Raw genomic sequence first — 17,514 nt, 5'->3', positions numbered from 1 at the left:
CCTCGGGCCACGATGCCCGACGTGGCTTCGCACCCCTTTGAATCTTGAATATTGAATCTTGAATCAATCGCCCCTTGTCCAAAATCATCCTCAAGAATCTCGGTCTTGCCGACTACGAGCCGGTGTGGCGCCGCATGCAGGCGTTCACCGACACGCGTGACGAGCACACCGCGGACGAACTCTGGCTGGTGGAGCACCCGCCGGTGTTTACCCTGGGGCTCAACGGCAAACGTGAGCACCTGCTCGATCCGGGTCCGATCCCGGTCCTCCACGTGGATCGCGGCGGCCAGGTGACCTATCACGGCCCGGGACAGGCGGTGCTCTACGTGCTGCTGGATCTGCGCCGTCGTCGCCTGGGCGTGCGTGCCCTGGTGACCCATCTGGAACAGGCGGTCGTGTCGCTGCTGGCGGATCACGGCATACACGGCGAGCCGCGCCCGGACGCGCCGGGCGTGTACGTGGACGGCGCCAAGATCGCGGCGCTTGGACTGCGAGTGCGCCGCGGCGCCAGCTATCACGGCATTGCCTTGAACGTGGATCCGGATCTGTCCGCCTTCGAACGCATCAACCCCTGCGGCTTCGAGGGCCTGGCGGCCACGTCGTTGAAACGCCTCGGAGTGGATATGGATATGGAGACGGCGGGCAGGGCGATCGCTGACAAACTCTTGATGAAGTTGGAAGGGTGAATTTGGAAGTGGGAAGTAAACTTCATTGACTTCGCACCTCCCAATTCACCATTCACACTTCAACGGGGGCGTGAGAAAGGACGCCGATGATTCTGCTCCCTCCGACCTGTAAAGAATTTGGGTGTCCCTGCCTGCCGCACCGCAGGAGCGACGACCGCGCCGCGAACCGTCCCCTGAGTATGGTGCCTCGCCTGACCCTGCAGAGGGCGCAGAACCATAAAGGATGCAATCACTCTCTCTACAGCGCATGACAGTCAGACAGGACATCCCCGGACAAGCCAATGAAGCGCTTCGAGTTGTGCAGGGTGCTCTTGGTCAATCGGTGGTGGCGGCTCACTTGTTCGGTTCCGCCGTCGCAGGGGGGCTGCGAGCCAAGAGCGATATCGATGTCCTGGTGATCGTTGATCGCGACCTGCCGGAGCAGGCACGCAGCAGACTCGTTGAAGATCTCATGCAAGTCTCAGGTCGGGTTGGGAATAATGAGGGAAAACGGCCTCTTGAGCTTACGATCATTCGCCATTCCGACGTCGTCCCCTGGCGTTATCCGCCGAAGAACCAGTTGGTTTATGGGGAGTGGCTCAGAGAGGAGTTTGAAGATGGGCGCATTCCCGGCCCGAGTGCCGACCCCGATCTCGCGATCGTCCTGAAGAAGGTCCGGGATAACAGCATCCCGCTGGTCGGGCCCCCTGCCTCAGTGACACTTGAGTCTGTGCCCATGGCAGATGTCCGAAGGGCGATGCAAGACTCGCTGCCGCGGTTGATTGAGGGAATCCACGGAGATGAGCGTAACGTGCTGCTGACTCTCGCCCGTATGTGGTTAACGGCGGCTGAGGGTGATATCGCAACCAAGGACGTTGCGGCTGAATGGGCGATGACTCGGCTTGACGATGGCGAGGCAGCTCTGCTTGGGCTCGCGATGAAGGGTTACCTTGGACAGTGCGAGGACGACTGGGCAGGGAAAGAGGCGGAGCTTGAGCAACTTGTCGGAACGATGAGGACGGCGATCGAGACATGTCTGGCGGCAAAATAGTGGTGGGGCGTCCTTCAGGTCAGCACCAGTACATGACAGGAATCTAACCAGAAGTTTCAGCCGACAGCTTCGCTGCGGCAGAACTTCCCCTGATGCCTCGGAGGAGGACTGCGCATGAAACCAAGGATCAGTATGATCACCTTGGGCGTCAGAGACCTGGCAGCTTCGGTTCGCTTCTATGAGCAGGGTCTTGGCCTGCCGAGGATGGATTCACCGCCGGAGGTGGCGTTCTTTACGCTCAATGGCAGCTGGCTGGGACTCTATGGCCGCGAGTCATTGGCAGAAGATGCAGGGGTGCCGGCCGACGGCAACGGATTCGCCGGATTCACGATCGCGCATAACGTGGATTCGGAAGCGGCTGTCGACGAACTCCTGGGGCAGGCTGTCTCAGCAGGCGCCAGGCTGGTGAAACCGGCTCAGAAGGTCTTCTGGGGTGGTTACTCCGGGTACTTCGCCGATCCGGACGGTTATCTGTGGGAGGTGGCGCATAACCCCTTCTTTTGGGTCGGTCCGAAAGACGAAAGATGTATAACAAGGCCATTCAACTGACCCTCGCACCGGGCGGTTATTGGCTGTCGTTGGGTTTCATGAAGTCCTGCCAGTGAAGTAAAGAGGCCGAATACTATGCGCGATGACTACGATTTCTCAAAAGCCAAGCGGGCCAAGGACGTCCCGCATCTAGCCAAGCTGCAAGCGGAGGCCAAAGGCAAGAGCCGCATCACGATCATGCTGGACAATGATGTGTTGATGGCATTCCGTGCCAAAGCCGATGCGGAAGGAATCGGCTATCAAACATTGATCAATCGTGCCCTTCGTGAAGCCTTGGGCACCCGGCCAGTTGATGAGGCAACTCTGCGGAAGATCCTCCGTGAAGAACTGGAGGCCCACTAACCCGCATATTTCACCANNGCAAGCGAGACAGGCCCAGAGGCCGCAAGCATCGCGATAGGCCGGCGGCGGAGGTACAAACCGTCACCGCGGCATTTCCGCCAGATACGCCAATTTATGCCACTCATTCAGAAGGTTACACGAAGCCGCCGGCCGCCTTGGTGAAATATGCGGGTTAACCGACTTCACCCCTCAGCAATCACGCCGGCCGCCTGCTGATCCGCATGGTACGAAGACCGCACCATGGGGCCGCTGGCCACCTGGCTGAAGCCCAGGGCGCGGGCCACGTCGGCGAGGCGGTCGAACTCCTCGGGCGTCACGTAGCGCTTCACCGGCAGGTGGTGCAGGGTGGGCTGCAGGTACTGACCCAGGGTCAGCATGTCGCAGCCATGTTCGCGCAGGTCGCGCAGCACGGCCTCCACCTCTTCGATCTCTTCACCCAGTCCCAGCATCAGGCCCGACTTGGTGGGCACATGGGGGTGGCGCTCCTTGAAACGCCGGATCAGGTTCAGGGACCAGTGATAGTCTGAACCGGGGCGGGCCTCGCGGTAGAGGCGGGGCACGGTTTCCAGGTTGTGGTTGAACACATCCGGCGGGGCCTCGTCGAGGATGGCGAGCGCCACGTCCATGCGGCCGCGAAAGTCCGGCACCAGGATCTCGACCCGGATCTCGGGATTGTGAGCGCGCGTGGTGCGGATGCAGGAGACGAAGTGGCCGGCGCCACCGTCACGCAGGTCGTCGCGGTCCACGGAGGTGATCACCACGTAACGCAGGCCCATGTCGCGGATGGTGCGCGCCAGGTTCTCGGGCTCGTTCTGGTCCAGCGGCTCAGGCCGGCCGTGGGCCACGTCGCAAAACGGGCAGCGCCGCGTGCAGATGTCGCCCATGATCATGAACGTGGCGGTCCCGTGGCCGAAACACTCGCCCAGGTTGGGACAGGAGGCCTCCTCGCATACCGTGTGCAGGTTCTGTTCGCGCAGCACGCGCTTGAGCCGCTGCACCTCCGGACTGCCGTGGGTGCGCGCGCGAATCCATGCCGGCTTGCGCAGCGGGCGCTCCGTGGGCGTGATCTTGACCGGGATGCGCGCCACCTTGTCGGCGGCCCTTTGCTTGACGCCCCGTTCGGGCGCCTTGTGAGTTTCAGTCATTTTGTCCTGTCTCGGTCAGCAGTGAGTTGCGCGCCTGCCGGGGTGTCGTTCAGCGGCCCTTGAGGATGTCCATCACCGCCGCGATCTCCGCCTCGGCCTCGTCCACCGGGTCGAGGCGGTCGCCGTCGCAGACCCCGGAGAGGCAGAGTCGTTCGAAGGCGGGCACGCTGTCAAAGTGGGGTCGGTCCGTGCGCCCCTGCTGGGTGTAGGCGTACAGCTGAGCCACCTGCACCACATCGCAGTAATCCGCCTCCGCCCCGCCACGGCGGTGCCAGAGGTCGGATTCCCGCGCCACCTGGATCATGTCCGTGCCGAGCCCCCAGTAACTGATCACCAGTTCCCCGGTGAGTCCATGCAGCCGCTCGACGATGTCCTCAAGTGCCTGTGGCTCAATGTCCGGTTCATGGCGTCCGATGTGCTCCAATATGGGCACCGCGCCCACGTCATGAAGCAGACCCGCCAGCAGGGCGCGGTCCGGGTCGAACCCGCCGCAATGCCTGGCGATCACGAAGCTCAGCGCGGACACGTGGACGCTGTGGTCCCACAGTTCGTGCATCCTGGCGCTGATGCCCGGCGTTTCGCTCCTGAACACGCGTCCCATGGCGATACCCATGACCAGCTGTCGGGTGCTATCCATTCCCAGACGCTGCAGGGCCCCGCGCACATGGCTGACAGGTGCCGAGCCGCCGTACATGGCGCTGTTCGCCGCCTTGATCAGGCTCCCGGTCACCGCCATGTCCATCTGCACCACCCGGGCCAGGGTGGAGAGGTCCATGTCCGGATCCTCGGCGGCCTTGTTGATCTCAAGTGCGACCTCCGGCATGGCCGGCAGTTCCAGCGCATTGCTCAGACAGGCCTGGTAGAGCCCGGCGAAGATCTCGCCCTCGGTGTCCGAGAGGTTCATATCCTCGATTTCAATGCCGGACTGGCTCACGGCATTGCGCAGTGTCTCGTAGAGCTGTCTGTCCACACGCATCAGCCTGGCCGGCGTGAGGATGATCGCGTAATCGCGCGGCCGCGGCTTGAGGAAGATGGGCTGGGCGCCCCGCTCCGAGTCCGGATTGATCACCAGGGGCTTGCCGCTGCTGACCAGATTCACCTTTCCGGACAGCAGGTAGTCGAGCCAGCGATACTCGTTGCGGGCCTCCAGCCGGGTGCCGGGCTCGAGATCCAGCATCGTGGCCTTGCTGGCGAGGCGCTCGCGATCGTCGGCAGTCAGTTCGTTGATGGGGACCAGACGTTCGAGGAGTTCCGGTGTTGCATCAGGCGTTGAGGACATTTCTGATGGCCTCGAGTTCGTCCCGGGCCTCATCCAGGATGGCCAGATTCATGTCCTCGTCCAGCTCGCCGAGATTCAGTTTACGGAAGGCCGGCACCTGGTCGGGTCTCGGCAGTTCCGCCATGCGTGGTGTATGGACGTAGCTGAGCAACTGGCTCACGATCACCAGGTCACAGTAATCGGGCTCGGCTCCCGCGTCGCGCATCCAGTTGTCCGCCTCCTCGACGACGGTGACCAGTTCCGGATCCATGCCCCAGAAGTTCATCACCAGCACGCCCGTCATGGCGTGCAGTTTGCTGATGGTGGATTCCAGCTCTTCGCTGGAAGGGTTCGCTTTCTGCTGCTCCATGTACTTGAGTATGGGAATGACGCCGATGTCGTGCATCAGGCCCACGAGCAGGGCGCGTTCCGGGTCGAACCGGCGGCTCTTGCGGGCCAGCACGTAGGCGATTGCCGACACGTTGACGCTGTGTTCCCAGAGCTGGCGCATGCGCTCGGCCACGACGGGGGAGGTGGCCTTGAAGGTCTGGCGCATGGCGATGTTGGTGGCCAGCATACGGGTGGTTTTCAGGCCCAGCCGCACCACTGCGTCGCGGATGTTGGTGATGGCCTTGGCGCCCCGGTAGAGGGGGCTGTTGGTGGCGTGCAGCAGCGCCCCCGCCACGGCGGCGTCCATCTGGATCACCTTGGTGAGTTCCGCAATGCCGACGTCGGGATCGGCGGACAGGTGCTGGATGCGGATGGCCACCTCGGGCATGGGCGGCAGTTCCAGCTTGCGGGCCATGGTGGCCTCGTAAATCTCCTGAAAGATGCGACCCTCGTCGGCGCTGATCTCCACGTCGTTGATCTCGAACCCGGCGGTGCGCTCGTCGTTGAGCGCATGGGAGAACGCGGTCCTGTCGACGCTCAGCAGGCTGCACTCGGTTTCCGCCACCGCAAACTCGTTGCTGACGCGCTCCGGGAACAGGGGCTCGCTTGCACGGGGTGATTCCGGCGTCAGGCGGATGGCCTCGCCGCCGGAGACCAGGCCCAGGCTGCCTTGCAGCAGGTACAGCAGTTCGCCGCGGCGGTCCGAGCCGTTGATCTTGCGCCCTGGCGGCAGCAATTCCTGTTTTGCATCGGCCAGCAGCCGGCTGCGCCCGGCATCGCTCAGTTCCTTCAGCGGCGTGAATTCGCGGGTCGTCTGGTCAAGCGGTTCGGTCATTCGGGGTTCGACTTCGTCTCGGTCGTTCACGATCAAGGTGGCCGCAATTGTCGCACAGCGCCGCGTCAATCCCAATCGCGGCTTAGCGTGCGCTTGCCAGAGCTTGCGTCAGGTCCTCGAGAATGTCATCGATATGCTCGATGCCGACCGACAGGCGGACCATGTCTTCCGATACGCCGGCCGTGGCCAGTTCCTCGGCAGAGAGTTGTCGGTGGGTGGTAGTGGCCGGGTGGCAGGCCAGTGTCTTGGCATCGCCGATATTGACCAGCCGCGTGGCGAGCTTGAGCGCGTCGATGAAGCGCGCGCCGGCCTCCCGTCCGCCGTCGATGCCGAAGGACAGGATGCTCGCCGGGCGCCCTTGCATGTAGCGCGTGGCGTGCTCATGGTCCGGGTGATCGGGTAGACCGGCGTAGCTGACCCAGCGTACGCCTTTCTGTCCCTTGAGGAATTCCGCCACCTTGAGCGCATTCTCGCAGTGGCGATCCATGCGCACGGCCAGGGTCTCGATGCCCTGGAGGATGAGGAAGCTGTTGAACGGCGACATGGCTGCGCCCATGTTGCGCAGCGGCACCACCCGTGCCCGCCCGATGTACGCCGCGGCGCCAAAGGCCTCCGTGTAAACCACACCGTGATAGGACGGGTCCGGTTGGCACAGGCCGGGGAAGCGCTCCGCATGGTCGGCCCAGGGAAAGTTGCCGGAATCCACGAGCACGCCGCCGATGGTGGTGCCGTGCCCGCCCATGTACTTGGTCAGGGCATGAAGGACGATGTCCGCGCCGTGATCGAAGGGCCGGCACAGGTAGGGGGTGGGCACGGTGTTGTCCACGATCAGGGGCACCCCGTGATCGTGGGCCAGGTCGGCCAGCGCCTGCAGGTCCGCCACGTTGCCGGCGGGATTGCCCACCGACTCGCAGAACACCGCCCGGGTGTTGTCGTCCATGAGGGCCTTCATGGCCTCCAGGTCGCCCGGCGGCGCGAAGCGCACCTCGATGCCGTAGCGGGGGAAGGTGTGGGCGAACAGGTTGTAGGTGCCGCCGTAGAGGGTGCTGGTGGTGACGATGTTATGACCGGCCTGGGCGATGGTCATGATGGAATAGGTCACCGCCGCCATGCCCGATGCCAGCGCCAGCGCCCCCACCCCGCCTTCCAGGGCCGCGACGCGCTGCTCGAGCACGTCGTTGGTGGGGTTCATGATCCGCGTGTAGATGTTCCCCTGGACCTTGAGGTCGAACAGGTCCGCCCCGTGCTGCGTGTCGTCAAACGCGTAGGAAGTGGTCTGGTAAATGGGCACGGCCACGGCCTTGGTGGTGGGATCGGGGCTGTAGCCCGCATGGATGGCCAGGGTTTCGAATTTCATGGGGTCGGACTCCTCAGCTTCACGCCGCTTTGGCGGCACGGGTGGTTATGTGGGGTCCCGGCGAGATATGCGGGCCAGGCACTCCGGATCCGCTGCCCGGACGCTTTCGGGTTCGCGGATGGAGTGTCTTGATGACGCTGTGGTTGCCCGGGATTCAGTCCTGTCCGGCCTGCTGCCACTGCGACGGCGTGAACGGGCGCACCGTCAGGGCATGGATCGCGCCGCTGGCGATCTCGTCGGACACGGTTCCGTAGACCCGCTGCTCAGCCTTCATGCGGGCCTGGATCTTTTCCCGGACATTGTCCGATTCCATGCCCGAGAACTCGTCGCTGATGACCGTGGCCTCGAACTTGCCTTCGCCGCCGCTGACCCGGACCTGTGCTCCGGGCATGCGCTGACTGATGAGATCCTGGACCTGTTCGGGAGTCATGTCTGGGCCTGTTGTCTGTGGGCGTGGGATGGGAGGCATGATACCGACTGGCGTGCCCTGCGTCAGCCGGAGTTGCCCGCCTCCGGCCCGTCTCCGGAAAGATCGTGAAGCGCAGGGGGGAGGCCCAGGTAGGCGCGCAGCACGGGCCATTGGCGCTCCAGGACCTGATCCACGTACGCCGACATGAGGTGTGTGCGGTCGATGCCCTCCACCCAGCCGTAGATGGACTGGCGCAGCTGCGCCGGGGTATTCACGTTCACATGCAGGTCGTGCACCACGCGCCGGTATTCCTCCAGCGTGGGTTGGACACCCAGGGCGTCGAACAGGGTGTTCAGGCCATCCAGCATGGGACGCGCATTCTCGGCCAGGCCCAGCAGCGCGGGTGTGATTGCCTGCTCCGCGCGCTCCCGGTCGCCCAGCCACAGGTTGAAGGACAGCTGGTTGAGGCTGTGGTAGACCGGATCATCGGAGATCAGCGCCACCAGCAGGTTGCGCCGGTGGGCCTTCAGGGCCAGCTCCCCGTAGCGCCAGATGCCGTCGCGGATGAACTCCGCGATCCGGATGTGTGTCTGGAAGCGCGCCTCGTGAAGCTGATCGAGGATCAGGAAGGCGGGTTCGCCCTCGCTGAGGGCGCAGGCCTCGGCCATGACGCGATCCAGGGCATCCGCCGGCGGCTCGCCCGGCGCCTCCTCGGGATCGGTGACGGGCTCGATGCGCACCGGCGGCGGAGGTGGTGGATCCGTGAACTCGTGATACAGCACGTGGGGGTGGCCCAGGGCATGGCCGAGCGCATAGGCGAACGCCGTGCGCCGCCGGCCGGAGTCGCCCTCGATGTTGAGGCACCGCAAGTGCTCGCCCGGCGCGGAGAGCAGGCACTGCACGGCATAGCCGTAATCCTGATCCGAGATGAAGCCGTGCTCCGCAAGCCGTTGTTTCAGTGATGCCATTTGTTGGGACCCGGGTGAACCTGCCATGATTATTGGCAGATGCCCCGGCATCGGCAAGCGGGCCGCCTTCGGCATTCCGACAGGCGGTTTCCGGCGGCGGCGGGGCGTGGCCATTCTATCTCCAGGAGGAGGACCTGCTCATGCACTTCAGACAACTGTTCGAACCGGACTCATCCACGTACACCTACCTCCTTGCCTGCGAGCAGACCGGTGAGTGTGTGCTGGTGGACCCCGTGATCGAGACCGTGGAGCGGGACCTCTCGGTGATCCAGGACATGGGCCTGAAGCTGACCTGCGCGCTGGAGACCCACATCCATGCGGACCACATCACCGGGGCGCTCAAGCTCAAGGCCATGAGCGGCTGTGCCATCGCCGGCCCGGCCATGGACGAGCTGCCCTGCCGCGACATCGGTGTGCGCGAGGGCGAGCCGTTTCGCCTCGGCACCCTCACCCTCAATCCCCTGTTCACGCCCGGTCACACCGATACCCACCATGCCTTCCTGCTGGAGCACGGCGGCCTGAACCTGCTGTTCTCCGGCGATGCGCTGCTCATCGAGGCCTGCGGGCGCACCGACTTCCAGTCCGGGGATGCGCGCACCCTGTACCGCTCCATCCACGAGAAATTCTTCTCGCTGCCCGACGAGACCCTGGTCTACCCCGCGCACGATTACGAGTCCCGCCAGATCACCACCATCGGCCAGGAAAAGATGCGCAACCCGCGCCTGGGTCAGGGCAAGACCCTGGAGGAATTCGTGAAGATCATGGACGAGATGGATCTGCCGTACCCGCGCAAGATCGATTTCGCCGTCCCCGGCAACGAACTGTGCGGGGAGTGCCCGGACAACGTGCCCGACGAGATGCGCAAGCTCTGCGATGTGACAAGACAGGGTTAGGAAGGCGCCAGATACAAGAGGCAAGAGTCAAGAGGCAAGTCAAAGCGGGGAATCTTGTATCTTGCTTCTTGTATCTTGTCTCTGGCCGTTGGTAATGGCCCGCTGGGCCATTACCAACGGGCCTTTCCCCACATCTCAGGATTCGCCCAGAAGCGCGGATTGAGCCAGTCCGGGGTCTTCTTGTAATCCTTCAGGTTGAAACGGAACAGCAGGTGGTCGCCGTCAGGGGTGGGGTGGTGGTGCACGCACTCCAGGCCCAGGGCGACCAGGTCCTGCGGAGCCCAGCCCTCGGGGCTGTCCGGCGGCAGCAGCACGTAGAGTGTCTCGCTGTAGAGATCCCGCATGGAGGCGATCAGGTGCGTGGCGGTATCCCTGGACAGCAGTTGCAGGGCGTCCGGGACCAGCACCAGCTCATGGCGCTTGAGTGCGCTCATGCCGTCGCGTACCGACAGCGTCGGCAGCCGGGTCAGCGGCGTCTCGGGAAGGCGGTCGGCGATCCGGCCGGGCAGGGGGTTGTCGTCCGAACAGACCACCATCACGCTCTCGGGCGAGAGCGTCTCGGCCAGTCGGGTGAGGTCCTCGATGATGCGCGGGTCCATGGGCGCCTTCCCGGTCTGGTCGATGGGCGGAAACGGGGCCGCTATACTGCCCGGGACCCGCGGTCCCGAAATTTGTGACCCGTTGCGGGCCGAGTATAACAGGCGGCGGCACATGCCCCGACGGCACCCGCAGGCGCGGGTCCCCACCCCCGAGCACCGGAGCGACAGGCTCATGCTGACGACCCTGGAGGGCCTGATACTGCCTCCCGCCAGCGGGCTCATCCTGCTGCTGGCGGGCCTGCTCCTGTGGCGACGCCGGATGGGCAGGCTGGTGGCCGGTGCCGGACTGGTGTGGCTTTACGTGGCGGCCATGCCGGTGTTCGCCGGCTGGCTGCTGGTGGGACTGGAGCGCCCTTATGCGATGACGCCGACGGTGCCCTCCGAGGCGCAGGCCATTGTCATCCTCGCCGGGGGGCGGTATCGGCATGCCGAGGAATACGGCGGCGAGTCCGTCAATGCCTTCTCACTGGAGCGCCTGCGCTACGGCGCGCAGCTTCATCGCGACACTGGCCTGCCGCTGCTGGTCTCGGGTGGGCGCGTGCAGGGCGACGAACCGGCCAGCGAGGCGCGACTGATCGCGGACGTGCTGGAGCGGGAGATGGGCGTCAGCGTGCGCTGGCTCGAGGAGGAGAGCCGCAACACCTTTGAGAACGCCCGGTTCAGCGCTCGTATGCTGCGGGACGAGGGCATCGATCATGTGCTCCTGGTTTCCCATGCCCTGCACATGCCGAGAGCCCTCTGGAGCTTCGACCGGACGGGTCTGGAGGCGACCCCCTTCCCGACGCGCAGGATCAGCACCGACGGAGGACCTTACCGCCACCGCGATTTTCTCCCGCACCCCCGCGCCATGTGGCACACCGCATTCGCCATGCACGAGTACCTGGGATTGGCGTGGTACAGGGCGCGATACGGAAGGATGAAGGATGAAGGATGAAGGATGACGTCTAACTGCTGAGTGCTGAGTGCTGAGTGCTGAGTGCTGAGTGCTGAGTGCTGAGTGCTGAAAGCTGAAAGCTGAGTACTGCTTGTCAAGCTCTGCGTGCCGGTCGGAGTGGAGCAATGGCTGTTATTGAGAGCTACTTCCCACCGTTGGGAACTGTCGCGGGCGTTCGTGCTCGACGCACTATACTGAAGTGACACGATCCGAAATGAAGTGCTGCGTCCGACAGTGCGGGATACGGCATTGGCCCGGATGTCTGTACCTTGAGGACCCGCCCCCCGGCAGACCCCATGTGCGCCCCGGTTCCCGGCGCACAATGCCGGATACGCCACGCCGAAGGAGGATGATGCCGTGAGCATGAGAATGGAAGCCAGGAGGCTGGATCAGGCCATACGTCCCGCAGCGGCCGCCGGCCATTTCTATCCCTCCGAGCCCGGGCTGCTGCGCACCATGGTGGATAACCTGCTGAATGGTGCGCGCGCTGCCTCGGTGACAGGAGGGCCGCCGCCCAAGGCCCTCATCGTTCCCCATGCCGGATACATCTACTCCGGCCTCATTGCGGCGAGCGCCTACGTCCGCCTCGAGACGGCGTTCCCGCTGGTGCGCCGGGTGGTGCTGCTGGGCCCGGCTCACCGGGTCGGGTTCTATGGCATCGCCGCGCCCGAGGCCGACTGCTTCGAGACGCCGCTGGGTTATGTGGCCGTGGATGAAGCATCGGTTGAGCAGGCCTGCACCCTGCCGACGGTGTTCCGCTACGAGAATGCCCATGCCCCGGAGCACAGCCTGGAAGTCCAGCTGCCGTTCCTGCAGCGCGTGATCGGGGACGATTTCTCCCTGGTGCCCCTGGTGGTGGGTAGCGCGCAGGCTACGGATGTGGCCCGCGTCCTGTCGTTGCTTTGGGGTGGCCCCGAGACGCTGATCGTTGTCAGCTCGGACCTGAGCCATCACCTGGACTACCACAGTGCCCGTGAGGTGGACGAACGCACCAGTGCCGCCATCGAGTCGTTCAACGAAGAGGCCATCGCACCGGGGCTGGCCTGCGGTCGCCTGCCGATTCAGGGTCTGTTGCAGATCGCGAGGCAGAAGGGCCTTCGCGCCCGGCGGCTGGATCTGCGCTCCTCCGGGGATACCGCCGGGCCGCGGGAGCGGGTGGTGGGTTACGGGGCCTTCGAGTTCAGTTGACGCCGGCCCGGCGCCCGCTGCGAGAACCATTCGATGAACGCGTCGGCCGGCAGCGGTCGGCTGATGTAATACCCCTGGGCCAGGTCGCAACCCCGTTCGCGCAGGAAGGTGGCCTGTTCCCGGGTCTCCACGCCTTCGGCCACCACCTCCATGCGCAGGGTTCTGCTCAGGGCGATGATGGCCTCCGCGATGGCGGCGTCATCGGGATCGTGGCCAATTCCGTCCACGAATTCCCGATCGATCTTGAGCACGTGTACCGGCAGACGCTTGAGATAGGCCAGCGATGAATGGCCGGTGCCGAAATCGTCAATGGAGATGCTTGCGCCGAGTTCGGACAGGCGGTTCAGGGTCGCCACCGTCTGGCCAAGATCCTCGATCAGGGCCCCCTCGGTAATCTCCAGCTGCAACTGCTGCGCCGGGAGGCCACTGTCGGCCAGCGCTCTGGCGATGCGTTGCGGGAGGTCCGGCTGGCGAAACTGACGGGGTGACAGGTTGACGCTCAGATTCAGCGTGGGCAGGTCCCGCTGTGCCCAGCTGTGGATCTCTCGGGCGGCGGTGCGCAGCACCCAATCCCCCAGACCCTCGATCAGCCCCGTGTCCTCGGCCATGGGTATGAATTCCGACGGGGGCACCAGCCCGCGCTCCGGATGCCGCCAGCGCACCAGCGCCTCCACCCCGGTGATGCGCCCGCTGCGCAGGTCCAGTTGCGGCTGGTAATGCAGTTCAAACTGCTCCATCTCCAGGGCTTGGTGCAGGCTGTTCTGCAGCACCAGGCGATCCATGGCGCGTGCGTGCATGTCCGGCGTGTAGAAGCGATAGCCGGCACCGCCTTGCCCCTTGGCCAGGTACATGGCGTTGTCCGCGTAACGCACCAGGTTCTCCGGGTCGTCATCGTCATCGGGGTAGAGGCTGATGCCGATGCTGACGTTGCAGAAGTGTTCGTGGTCGCCGAGGCGGAAGGGGTGGATCATGGCCTGGATGATGCGATCCGCGGTCAGGCTGGCCTGGTCCGCGTGTTCCACGTTCTCCAGGATGACCACGAACTCATCGCCCCCGAAACGTGCCACCGTGTCGCCGTCACGGACACAGCCATGCAGCCGTGCGGCGGTCTGGCGCAGCAGGTCGTCCCCCATCATGTGGCCCAGGCTGTCGTTGACGTTCTTGAACCGGTCCAGGTCCAGGAACAGCAGTGCCACCATGCGCCCGTTGCGGTGGGCGTTGGCCAGGGCGTGCTCCAGCCGGTCCCTGAACAGGGCACGGTTGGGCAGTTCGGTGACGGGATCGAAGTTGGCGATGTGGCGCAGTTTCTCCTCGTAGCTGCGCTGTTCCGTGATGTCCTGGGCCGTGCCCCGCATGAGAACGGGCTGGCCGTCATCGTCATAAACGAGTTCCCCGTCCTCATGCAGGACCCGCTCGCTGCCGTCGGGGCACATGATCCGGTGATCGATCTCGTAGGGGGTGCCTTCGTCGAGACAGCGCGAAATGGCGTACTCCAGGGTCTTGCGGTCGTCCTCGGGGATCATCTTCAGGAACGACTGATAATCAGGCGTCATTTCGTTGGGGCGCAGGCCCAGGATACGGTACACCTCGTCGGACCAGTACAGGCGTCCGGTTTCGATCTCCCATTCCCAGTGCCCGATGCGTGCGATGCGCTGGGCATTGGCAAGGCGCTGTTCGCTGATCCGCAGCGCCGCTTCCACGCGCACGCGCTCGCTGATCTCCCGGCGCAGCTGGCCGATCACGTCGGTGAGATTGCGGGTGCGCTCCTCCACCCGGTGTTCCAGCTGGTCGCGGCTTTCCCGCAGCGCGACCTCGCTCTGCTTGAGTGCCGTGGCGTCCACCAGCACGGCGATACAGTGGCTGATCCCGCCTTCCTGATCACGGATCGGTGTCAGCGTGATGTCGTTCCAGTAGGCCACGCCGTCAGGCCGCGCGCAGTGGAGCGTGGCGCGCTGCGGGTTGCCCTGACGCATGGCCCGGCGCATCAGGTCGCAGGTGCGGGCATCGTCGGTGCCGAAGGGCAGGACGGAGAGCTCCGCCCCCAGCAGATCTTCCCTGGCATGACCGGTGATACCCGCGAATGCCTCGTTCACATAGGTGATCTCTTCCGTATCTCCGGTCAGGCGGGCAATGGCGATGCCATTGTGCGCGCCGTCCATGGCCCGCTGGAACAGGGCCAGGGTCTCCTGGAAACGATGGCGCTCGGTGACGTCGCGCACGATGCCGGCGAACAGGTGCTCGCCGTCAGCCCGGATCTCACTGACCGACAGGTCCAGGGGAAACAGGCTGCCGTCGCTGCGTTGACCGAATACCTGCCGTCCGGTGCCGATGATGCAGGTCCTGCCGGTTTCCAGGTAATGGCGCAGGTAACCATCGTGTTGTTCCCGGTGCGGAGAAGGCATGAGCATGCTGACGTTGGCGCCGAGCAGCTCGTCCCGGCCATAGCCGAAAATGGCCTCTGCTGCCGGGTTGACCTCCCGGATGATCCCCGTGGGCGTGATGAGCACCACGCCGTCCACCATCTCCTCCAGCAGGGCGCGCAGCACATGCTCGCTCAGGGCTGCGTGGCGCGAGATGAAGTCCAGGTTCGTGAAGGGCTTGGTCACGGGCGGCGTGATTCAGACACGTTGTGGGTGACGGGGGCTAATAGTGTGATGGATATCACATTATGAGCCATGGATGGGCCGTGAATAGTGTTCCCTGGTCGGTCTAGTCCTGATTTCTTGATCCCGATCAATAATGCGTGCAACGGGCGCCCATAACCGACTGATTATTATCGGATAGGCTTCCATCAACTTGCCATCCCGTCCGTCTGCGCGCTTGTGCCGTACAGGGGTCTCGTCTACCGTCCCCGAGGTGCGCGCCCATGACTTCTGCCATGCACCGTTCCATCTGCTCTGCTGGCTGCTGATGGCGGCGGTGGTTGCCCCGGCCGGGGCCGTGGATTCGGTGCAACTGGAGATGGGATCCCTTGAAGGGGAGGGATTCCGGATCGAATCCCTGCGCCTTGTCCTCCAACCCGGCGCGGAACGCCATGCCCTGGCGCTTCACGCCGATGCCGTGTACCTGGCGGAGGGCGTCGAACTGCAAGCCGTCCGCGTGGATTGCCCCGCCCTTCGACTGCGCGGCCTGGGCGGCGAATGCCAGGAGGCCCGCATCCGCTTCCGCCATGCCTGGCTGGGCGACCAGACCCTGTCCGGCAGTTTCCGGTATGCCCATCCGGGACGTCTGGACCTCCAGGTGACCGGACTGCAACTGGCCGGCGGCAACGTGCGCGCCCATGTGCGCGTGCAGGGCGAACGATGGGCGGTGGACGCCGGCGGTGAGGCCTTGTCACTTGAAGGGCTTGCCGCCCTGTCCGCCCAGGCGGGGCAGCCCTGGCCGATCCTGGCGCAGGGCCGTTCCAGGCTAGCGCTATCGGCCCGGGGTGCGGGCGCCTTGCCGGACCGGCTGGATCTCACCCTGGATCTGGAGGATGGGGTCTTTGCCAGTGAGGACGGCCTGCGCGCAGGCGAGGGGTTGGCCGGATCCGTATCCGCCGCCTGGGAGCGCGACGGCGGGTCCTATCGCCTGCAACTGACCGCAGACTGGCGTGAAGGCGGCATCTATCTGCACCCGGTGTTCGCGGAGGCGGGCGAATCGCCCGTCGAGCTTTCTCTGGCGGGTCGCATGGAGCCGGCCGCCGCCCGTCTGAGCGTGGATCGCCTTGATCTGCGGCAGGCCGGGGTGATCACCCTTGCGGGCCGCGGCGCCTGGACCCTGGGACAGGGGCTCGCCGGACTGCAAGCGAGCATCGAAGTGGATCGGGTGGACCTGCCGGCGGCTTACGACATGTATGCCCGGCCCTTTCTGCCCGGCACGGCACTGGACGCCCTGGACACCGGGGGCGTGCTGGCCGGTCGTCTCGAAGTGCACAACGGCGAGCCCGCGGAGGTGGTGGTGAACGCGGCCGCCACGTCCCTGGAGGATCGACTGGGCCGTTTCGCGGTGCACGGGCTGGACACGGCGCTGCACTGGCGTGCCGACGGCACCGCTCCCCTCTCGCGGGTGTCCGTGGAGCGTGGGCACGTTTACGGGATTCCCGTGGGCCGGACGCGTTTCCAGCCGGTCATCGGGCGTGACGGCTTTCGCCTGCCGGAGCCCGTGCGTGTGCCCGTCCTGGACGGGGGTCTCGACATTCGCGACCTGCATGTCGAGGGCATCGGCAGCGGCGACGCACGCTGGCAGTTCGACGGCGGACTCACGCCGATCAGCATGGAACGCCTCACCGCCGCCCTCGGCTGGCCGCGGCTGTCGGGTAGCCTCGCCGGCATCATTCCGGACGTGCGCTACGAACAGGGCCTTCTGAGCGTCGGGGGCCGGCTGCTGGTGCGCGCCTTCGACGGGACCGTGACACTGGGGGACGTCCGTCTGCGCGACCCGCTGGGCGTCGCACCGGAGTTCTCCGCGCAGATCCGGATCCGCAACATGGACCTGGAGCAGATCACCCGCACTTTCGACTTCGGCCGCATCACCGGTCGCCTGGAGGGCGACGTGCGCGACCTGGTCCTCGTGCGCTGGTCCCCGGTGCAGTTCGATGCAGTCCTGCGCACGCCCCCCGGCGACACCTCGCCCCGGCGTATCAGCCAGCGCGCCGTGGACAACCTCACGCGGGTGGGCGGCGGTGTCGGCGGGATCTTTTCCGGCGGCTTTCTGCGCTTCTTCGAGGAGTTCAATTATCGGCGGCTGGGCCTGAGCTGCCGCCTGGTGGGCGAGGTCTGTTACATGGACGGCGTGGCCCCGGCCGAGCATGGCTACTACATCGTGCAGGGCTCCGGCCTGCCGCGCATCGACGTCATGGGTTTCACGCGCGAGGTGGCATGGCGGGATCTGGTGGCCCGCCTGGCGACGGTGATGCTGGAGGGTGGCGAGCCTGTGGTGAGGTGATGGGG

16 protein-coding genes are annotated in these 17,514 nt (G+C 65.1%); 8 read left to right on the top strand and 8 right to left on the bottom strand.

The genetic code is table 11. The features are described from left to right. The first annotated feature begins 134 nt into the window (after nt 1–134). From lipB to B1C78_RS07915, 4 genes are all read left to right on the top strand, one after another. Entirely contained in the window at nt 135–686 is a 552-nt protein-coding gene (gene lipB, locus B1C78_RS07930) for a lipoyl(octanoyl) transferase LipB (RefSeq protein ID WP_425443965.1), read from the top strand. A 247-nt stretch (nt 687–933) separates the two neighbouring features. Continuing rightward, entirely contained in the window at nt 934–1,716 is a 783-nt protein-coding gene (locus B1C78_RS07925; protein WP_139349847.1) for an aminoglycoside adenylyltransferase family protein, read from the top strand. A 114-nt stretch (nt 1,717–1,830) separates the two neighbouring features. Next, on the top strand, nt 1,831–2,265 hold the full coding sequence (locus tag B1C78_RS07920) for a VOC family protein (RefSeq protein ID WP_077278621.1): 435 nt from the start codon (nt 1,831–1,833) through the stop codon (nt 2,263–2,265). 75 nt (nt 2,266–2,340) lie between these two features. Beyond that, on the top strand, nt 2,341–2,607 hold the full coding sequence (locus tag B1C78_RS07915) for a BrnA antitoxin family protein (RefSeq protein ID WP_077278620.1): 267 nt from the start codon (nt 2,341–2,343) through the stop codon (nt 2,605–2,607). Nucleotides 2,608–2,789: 182 nt separating this feature from the next. Here the strand turns inward: B1C78_RS07915 and lipA are convergent, their stop codons facing one another. From lipA to B1C78_RS07885, 6 genes are all read right to left on the bottom strand, one after another. Continuing rightward, nucleotides 2,790–3,752 (bottom strand): lipoyl synthase, encoded by a 963-nt coding sequence (lipA, locus tag B1C78_RS07910; protein ID WP_077278619.1) that lies wholly within the window; start codon nt 3,750–3,752, stop codon nt 2,790–2,792. Between the two features lie 49 nt (nt 3,753–3,801). Further along, a complete protein-coding gene (locus B1C78_RS07905; RefSeq protein WP_077278618.1) occupies nt 3,802–5,031 on the bottom strand; it encodes an HDOD domain-containing protein in 1,230 nt (409 codons plus the stop codon). Continuing rightward, entirely contained in the window at nt 5,015–6,235 is a 1,221-nt protein-coding gene (locus B1C78_RS07900; protein WP_077278617.1) for an HDOD domain-containing protein, read from the bottom strand. The genes B1C78_RS07905 and B1C78_RS07900 overlap by 17 nt, the downstream gene beginning before the upstream one ends. Nucleotides 6,236–6,317: 82 nt before the next feature. Further along, complete coding sequence (locus B1C78_RS07895; protein WP_077278616.1) at nt 6,318–7,592, bottom strand: bifunctional O-acetylhomoserine aminocarboxypropyltransferase/cysteine synthase; 1,275 nt, start codon at nt 7,590–7,592, stop codon at nt 6,318–6,320. A gap of 154 nt (nt 7,593–7,746) precedes the next feature. Beyond that, on the bottom strand, nt 7,747–8,022 hold the full coding sequence (locus B1C78_RS07890; protein WP_077278615.1) for a BolA family protein: 276 nt from the start codon (nt 8,020–8,022) through the stop codon (nt 7,747–7,749). Nucleotides 8,023–8,084: 62 nt separating this feature from the next. Continuing rightward, the gene (locus tag B1C78_RS07885) at nt 8,085–8,969 is read right to left on the bottom strand and encodes a hypothetical protein (protein WP_077278614.1); all 885 of its coding nucleotides are present in this window, start codon (nt 8,967–8,969) and stop codon (nt 8,085–8,087) included. A gap of 140 nt (nt 8,970–9,109) precedes the next feature. Here B1C78_RS07885 and B1C78_RS07880 point away from each other — a divergent pair, with 140 nt between their 5' ends. Then, nucleotides 9,110–9,862, top strand: coding sequence for an MBL fold metallo-hydrolase (locus B1C78_RS07880; protein ID WP_077278613.1), 753 nt, complete (start codon nt 9,110–9,112; stop codon nt 9,860–9,862). Between the two features lie 110 nt (nt 9,863–9,972). On the opposite strand, the gene B1C78_RS07875 is transcribed toward B1C78_RS07880, so the two are convergent. After that, on the bottom strand, nt 9,973–10,461 hold the full coding sequence (locus B1C78_RS07875; protein ID WP_077278612.1) for a DUF6231 family protein: 489 nt from the start codon (nt 10,459–10,461) through the stop codon (nt 9,973–9,975). Between the two features lie 112 nt (nt 10,462–10,573). On the opposite strand from B1C78_RS07875, the gene B1C78_RS07870 reads away from it, so the two are divergent. Then, nucleotides 10,574–11,395, top strand: coding sequence for a YdcF family protein (locus tag B1C78_RS07870; RefSeq protein WP_245795364.1), 822 nt, complete (start codon nt 10,574–10,576; stop codon nt 11,393–11,395). A 363-nt stretch (nt 11,396–11,758) separates the two neighbouring features. Beyond that, nucleotides 11,759–12,583 (top strand): AmmeMemoRadiSam system protein B, encoded by an 825-nt coding sequence (amrB, locus tag B1C78_RS07865; RefSeq protein WP_077278610.1) that lies wholly within the window; start codon nt 11,759–11,761, stop codon nt 12,581–12,583. Here amrB and B1C78_RS07860 read toward each other — a convergent pair. Next, nucleotides 12,559–15,189: a sensor domain-containing protein gene (locus B1C78_RS07860; RefSeq protein ID WP_245795363.1), complete on the bottom strand. Its 2,631-nt coding sequence runs from the start codon at nt 15,187–15,189 to the stop codon at nt 12,559–12,561. The two genes, amrB and B1C78_RS07860, sit on opposite strands and share 25 nt — an antisense overlap. 250 nt (nt 15,190–15,439) lie before the next feature. Between B1C78_RS07860 and B1C78_RS07855 the strand changes: the two genes are divergently transcribed. Next, a complete protein-coding gene (locus B1C78_RS07855) occupies nt 15,440–17,509 on the top strand; it encodes a translocation/assembly module TamB domain-containing protein (RefSeq protein ID WP_245795362.1) in 2,070 nt (689 codons plus the stop codon). Nucleotides 17,510–17,514: the final 5 nt, after the last annotated feature.

Source organism: Thioalkalivibrio denitrificans (assembly GCF_002000365.1).
Lineage (GTDB): Bacteria > Pseudomonadota > Gammaproteobacteria > Ectothiorhodospirales > Ectothiorhodospiraceae > Thioalkalivibrio_A > Thioalkalivibrio_A denitrificans.
This window is presented reverse-complemented; position numbering and strand designations above follow the sequence as displayed.

Bases quoted from the DNA above. Each gene is read 5' to 3' on its own strand.
- lipA (WP_077278619.1), bottom strand. From the start codon at position 3,752: ATGACTGAAACTCACAAGGCGCCCGAACGGGGCGTCAAGCAAAGGGCC.
- B1C78_RS07885 (WP_077278614.1), bottom strand. From the start codon at position 8,969: ATGGCATCACTGAAACAACGGCTTGCGGAGCACGGCTTCATCTCGGAT.
- B1C78_RS07870 (WP_245795364.1), top strand. From the start codon at position 10,574: ATGCCCCGACGGCACCCGCAGGCGCGGGTCCCCACCCCCGAGCACCGG.
- B1C78_RS07925 (WP_139349847.1), top strand. From the start codon at position 934: ATGACAGTCAGACAGGACATCCCCGGACAAGCCAATGAAGCGCTTCGA.
- B1C78_RS07900 (WP_077278617.1), bottom strand. From the start codon at position 6,235: ATGACCGAACCGCTTGACCAGACGACCCGCGAATTCACGCCGCTGAAG.
- B1C78_RS07895 (WP_077278616.1), bottom strand. From the start codon at position 7,592: ATGAAATTCGAAACCCTGGCCATCCATGCGGGCTACAGCCCCGATCCC.
- B1C78_RS07880 (WP_077278613.1), top strand. From the start codon at position 9,110: ATGCACTTCAGACAACTGTTCGAACCGGACTCATCCACGTACACCTAC.
- B1C78_RS07915 (WP_077278620.1), top strand. From the start codon at position 2,341: ATGCGCGATGACTACGATTTCTCAAAAGCCAAGCGGGCCAAGGACGTC.
- B1C78_RS07875 (WP_077278612.1), bottom strand. From the start codon at position 10,461: ATGGACCCGCGCATCATCGAGGACCTCACCCGACTGGCCGAGACGCTC.
- amrB (WP_077278610.1), top strand. From the start codon at position 11,759: ATGAGAATGGAAGCCAGGAGGCTGGATCAGGCCATACGTCCCGCAGCG.
- B1C78_RS07905 (WP_077278618.1), bottom strand. From the start codon at position 5,031: ATGTCCTCAACGCCTGATGCAACACCGGAACTCCTCGAACGTCTGGTC.
- B1C78_RS07890 (WP_077278615.1), bottom strand. From the start codon at position 8,022: ATGACTCCCGAACAGGTCCAGGATCTCATCAGTCAGCGCATGCCCGGA.
- B1C78_RS07920 (WP_077278621.1), top strand. From the start codon at position 1,831: ATGAAACCAAGGATCAGTATGATCACCTTGGGCGTCAGAGACCTGGCA.
- lipB (WP_425443965.1), top strand. From the start codon at position 135: ATGCAGGCGTTCACCGACACGCGTGACGAGCACACCGCGGACGAACTC.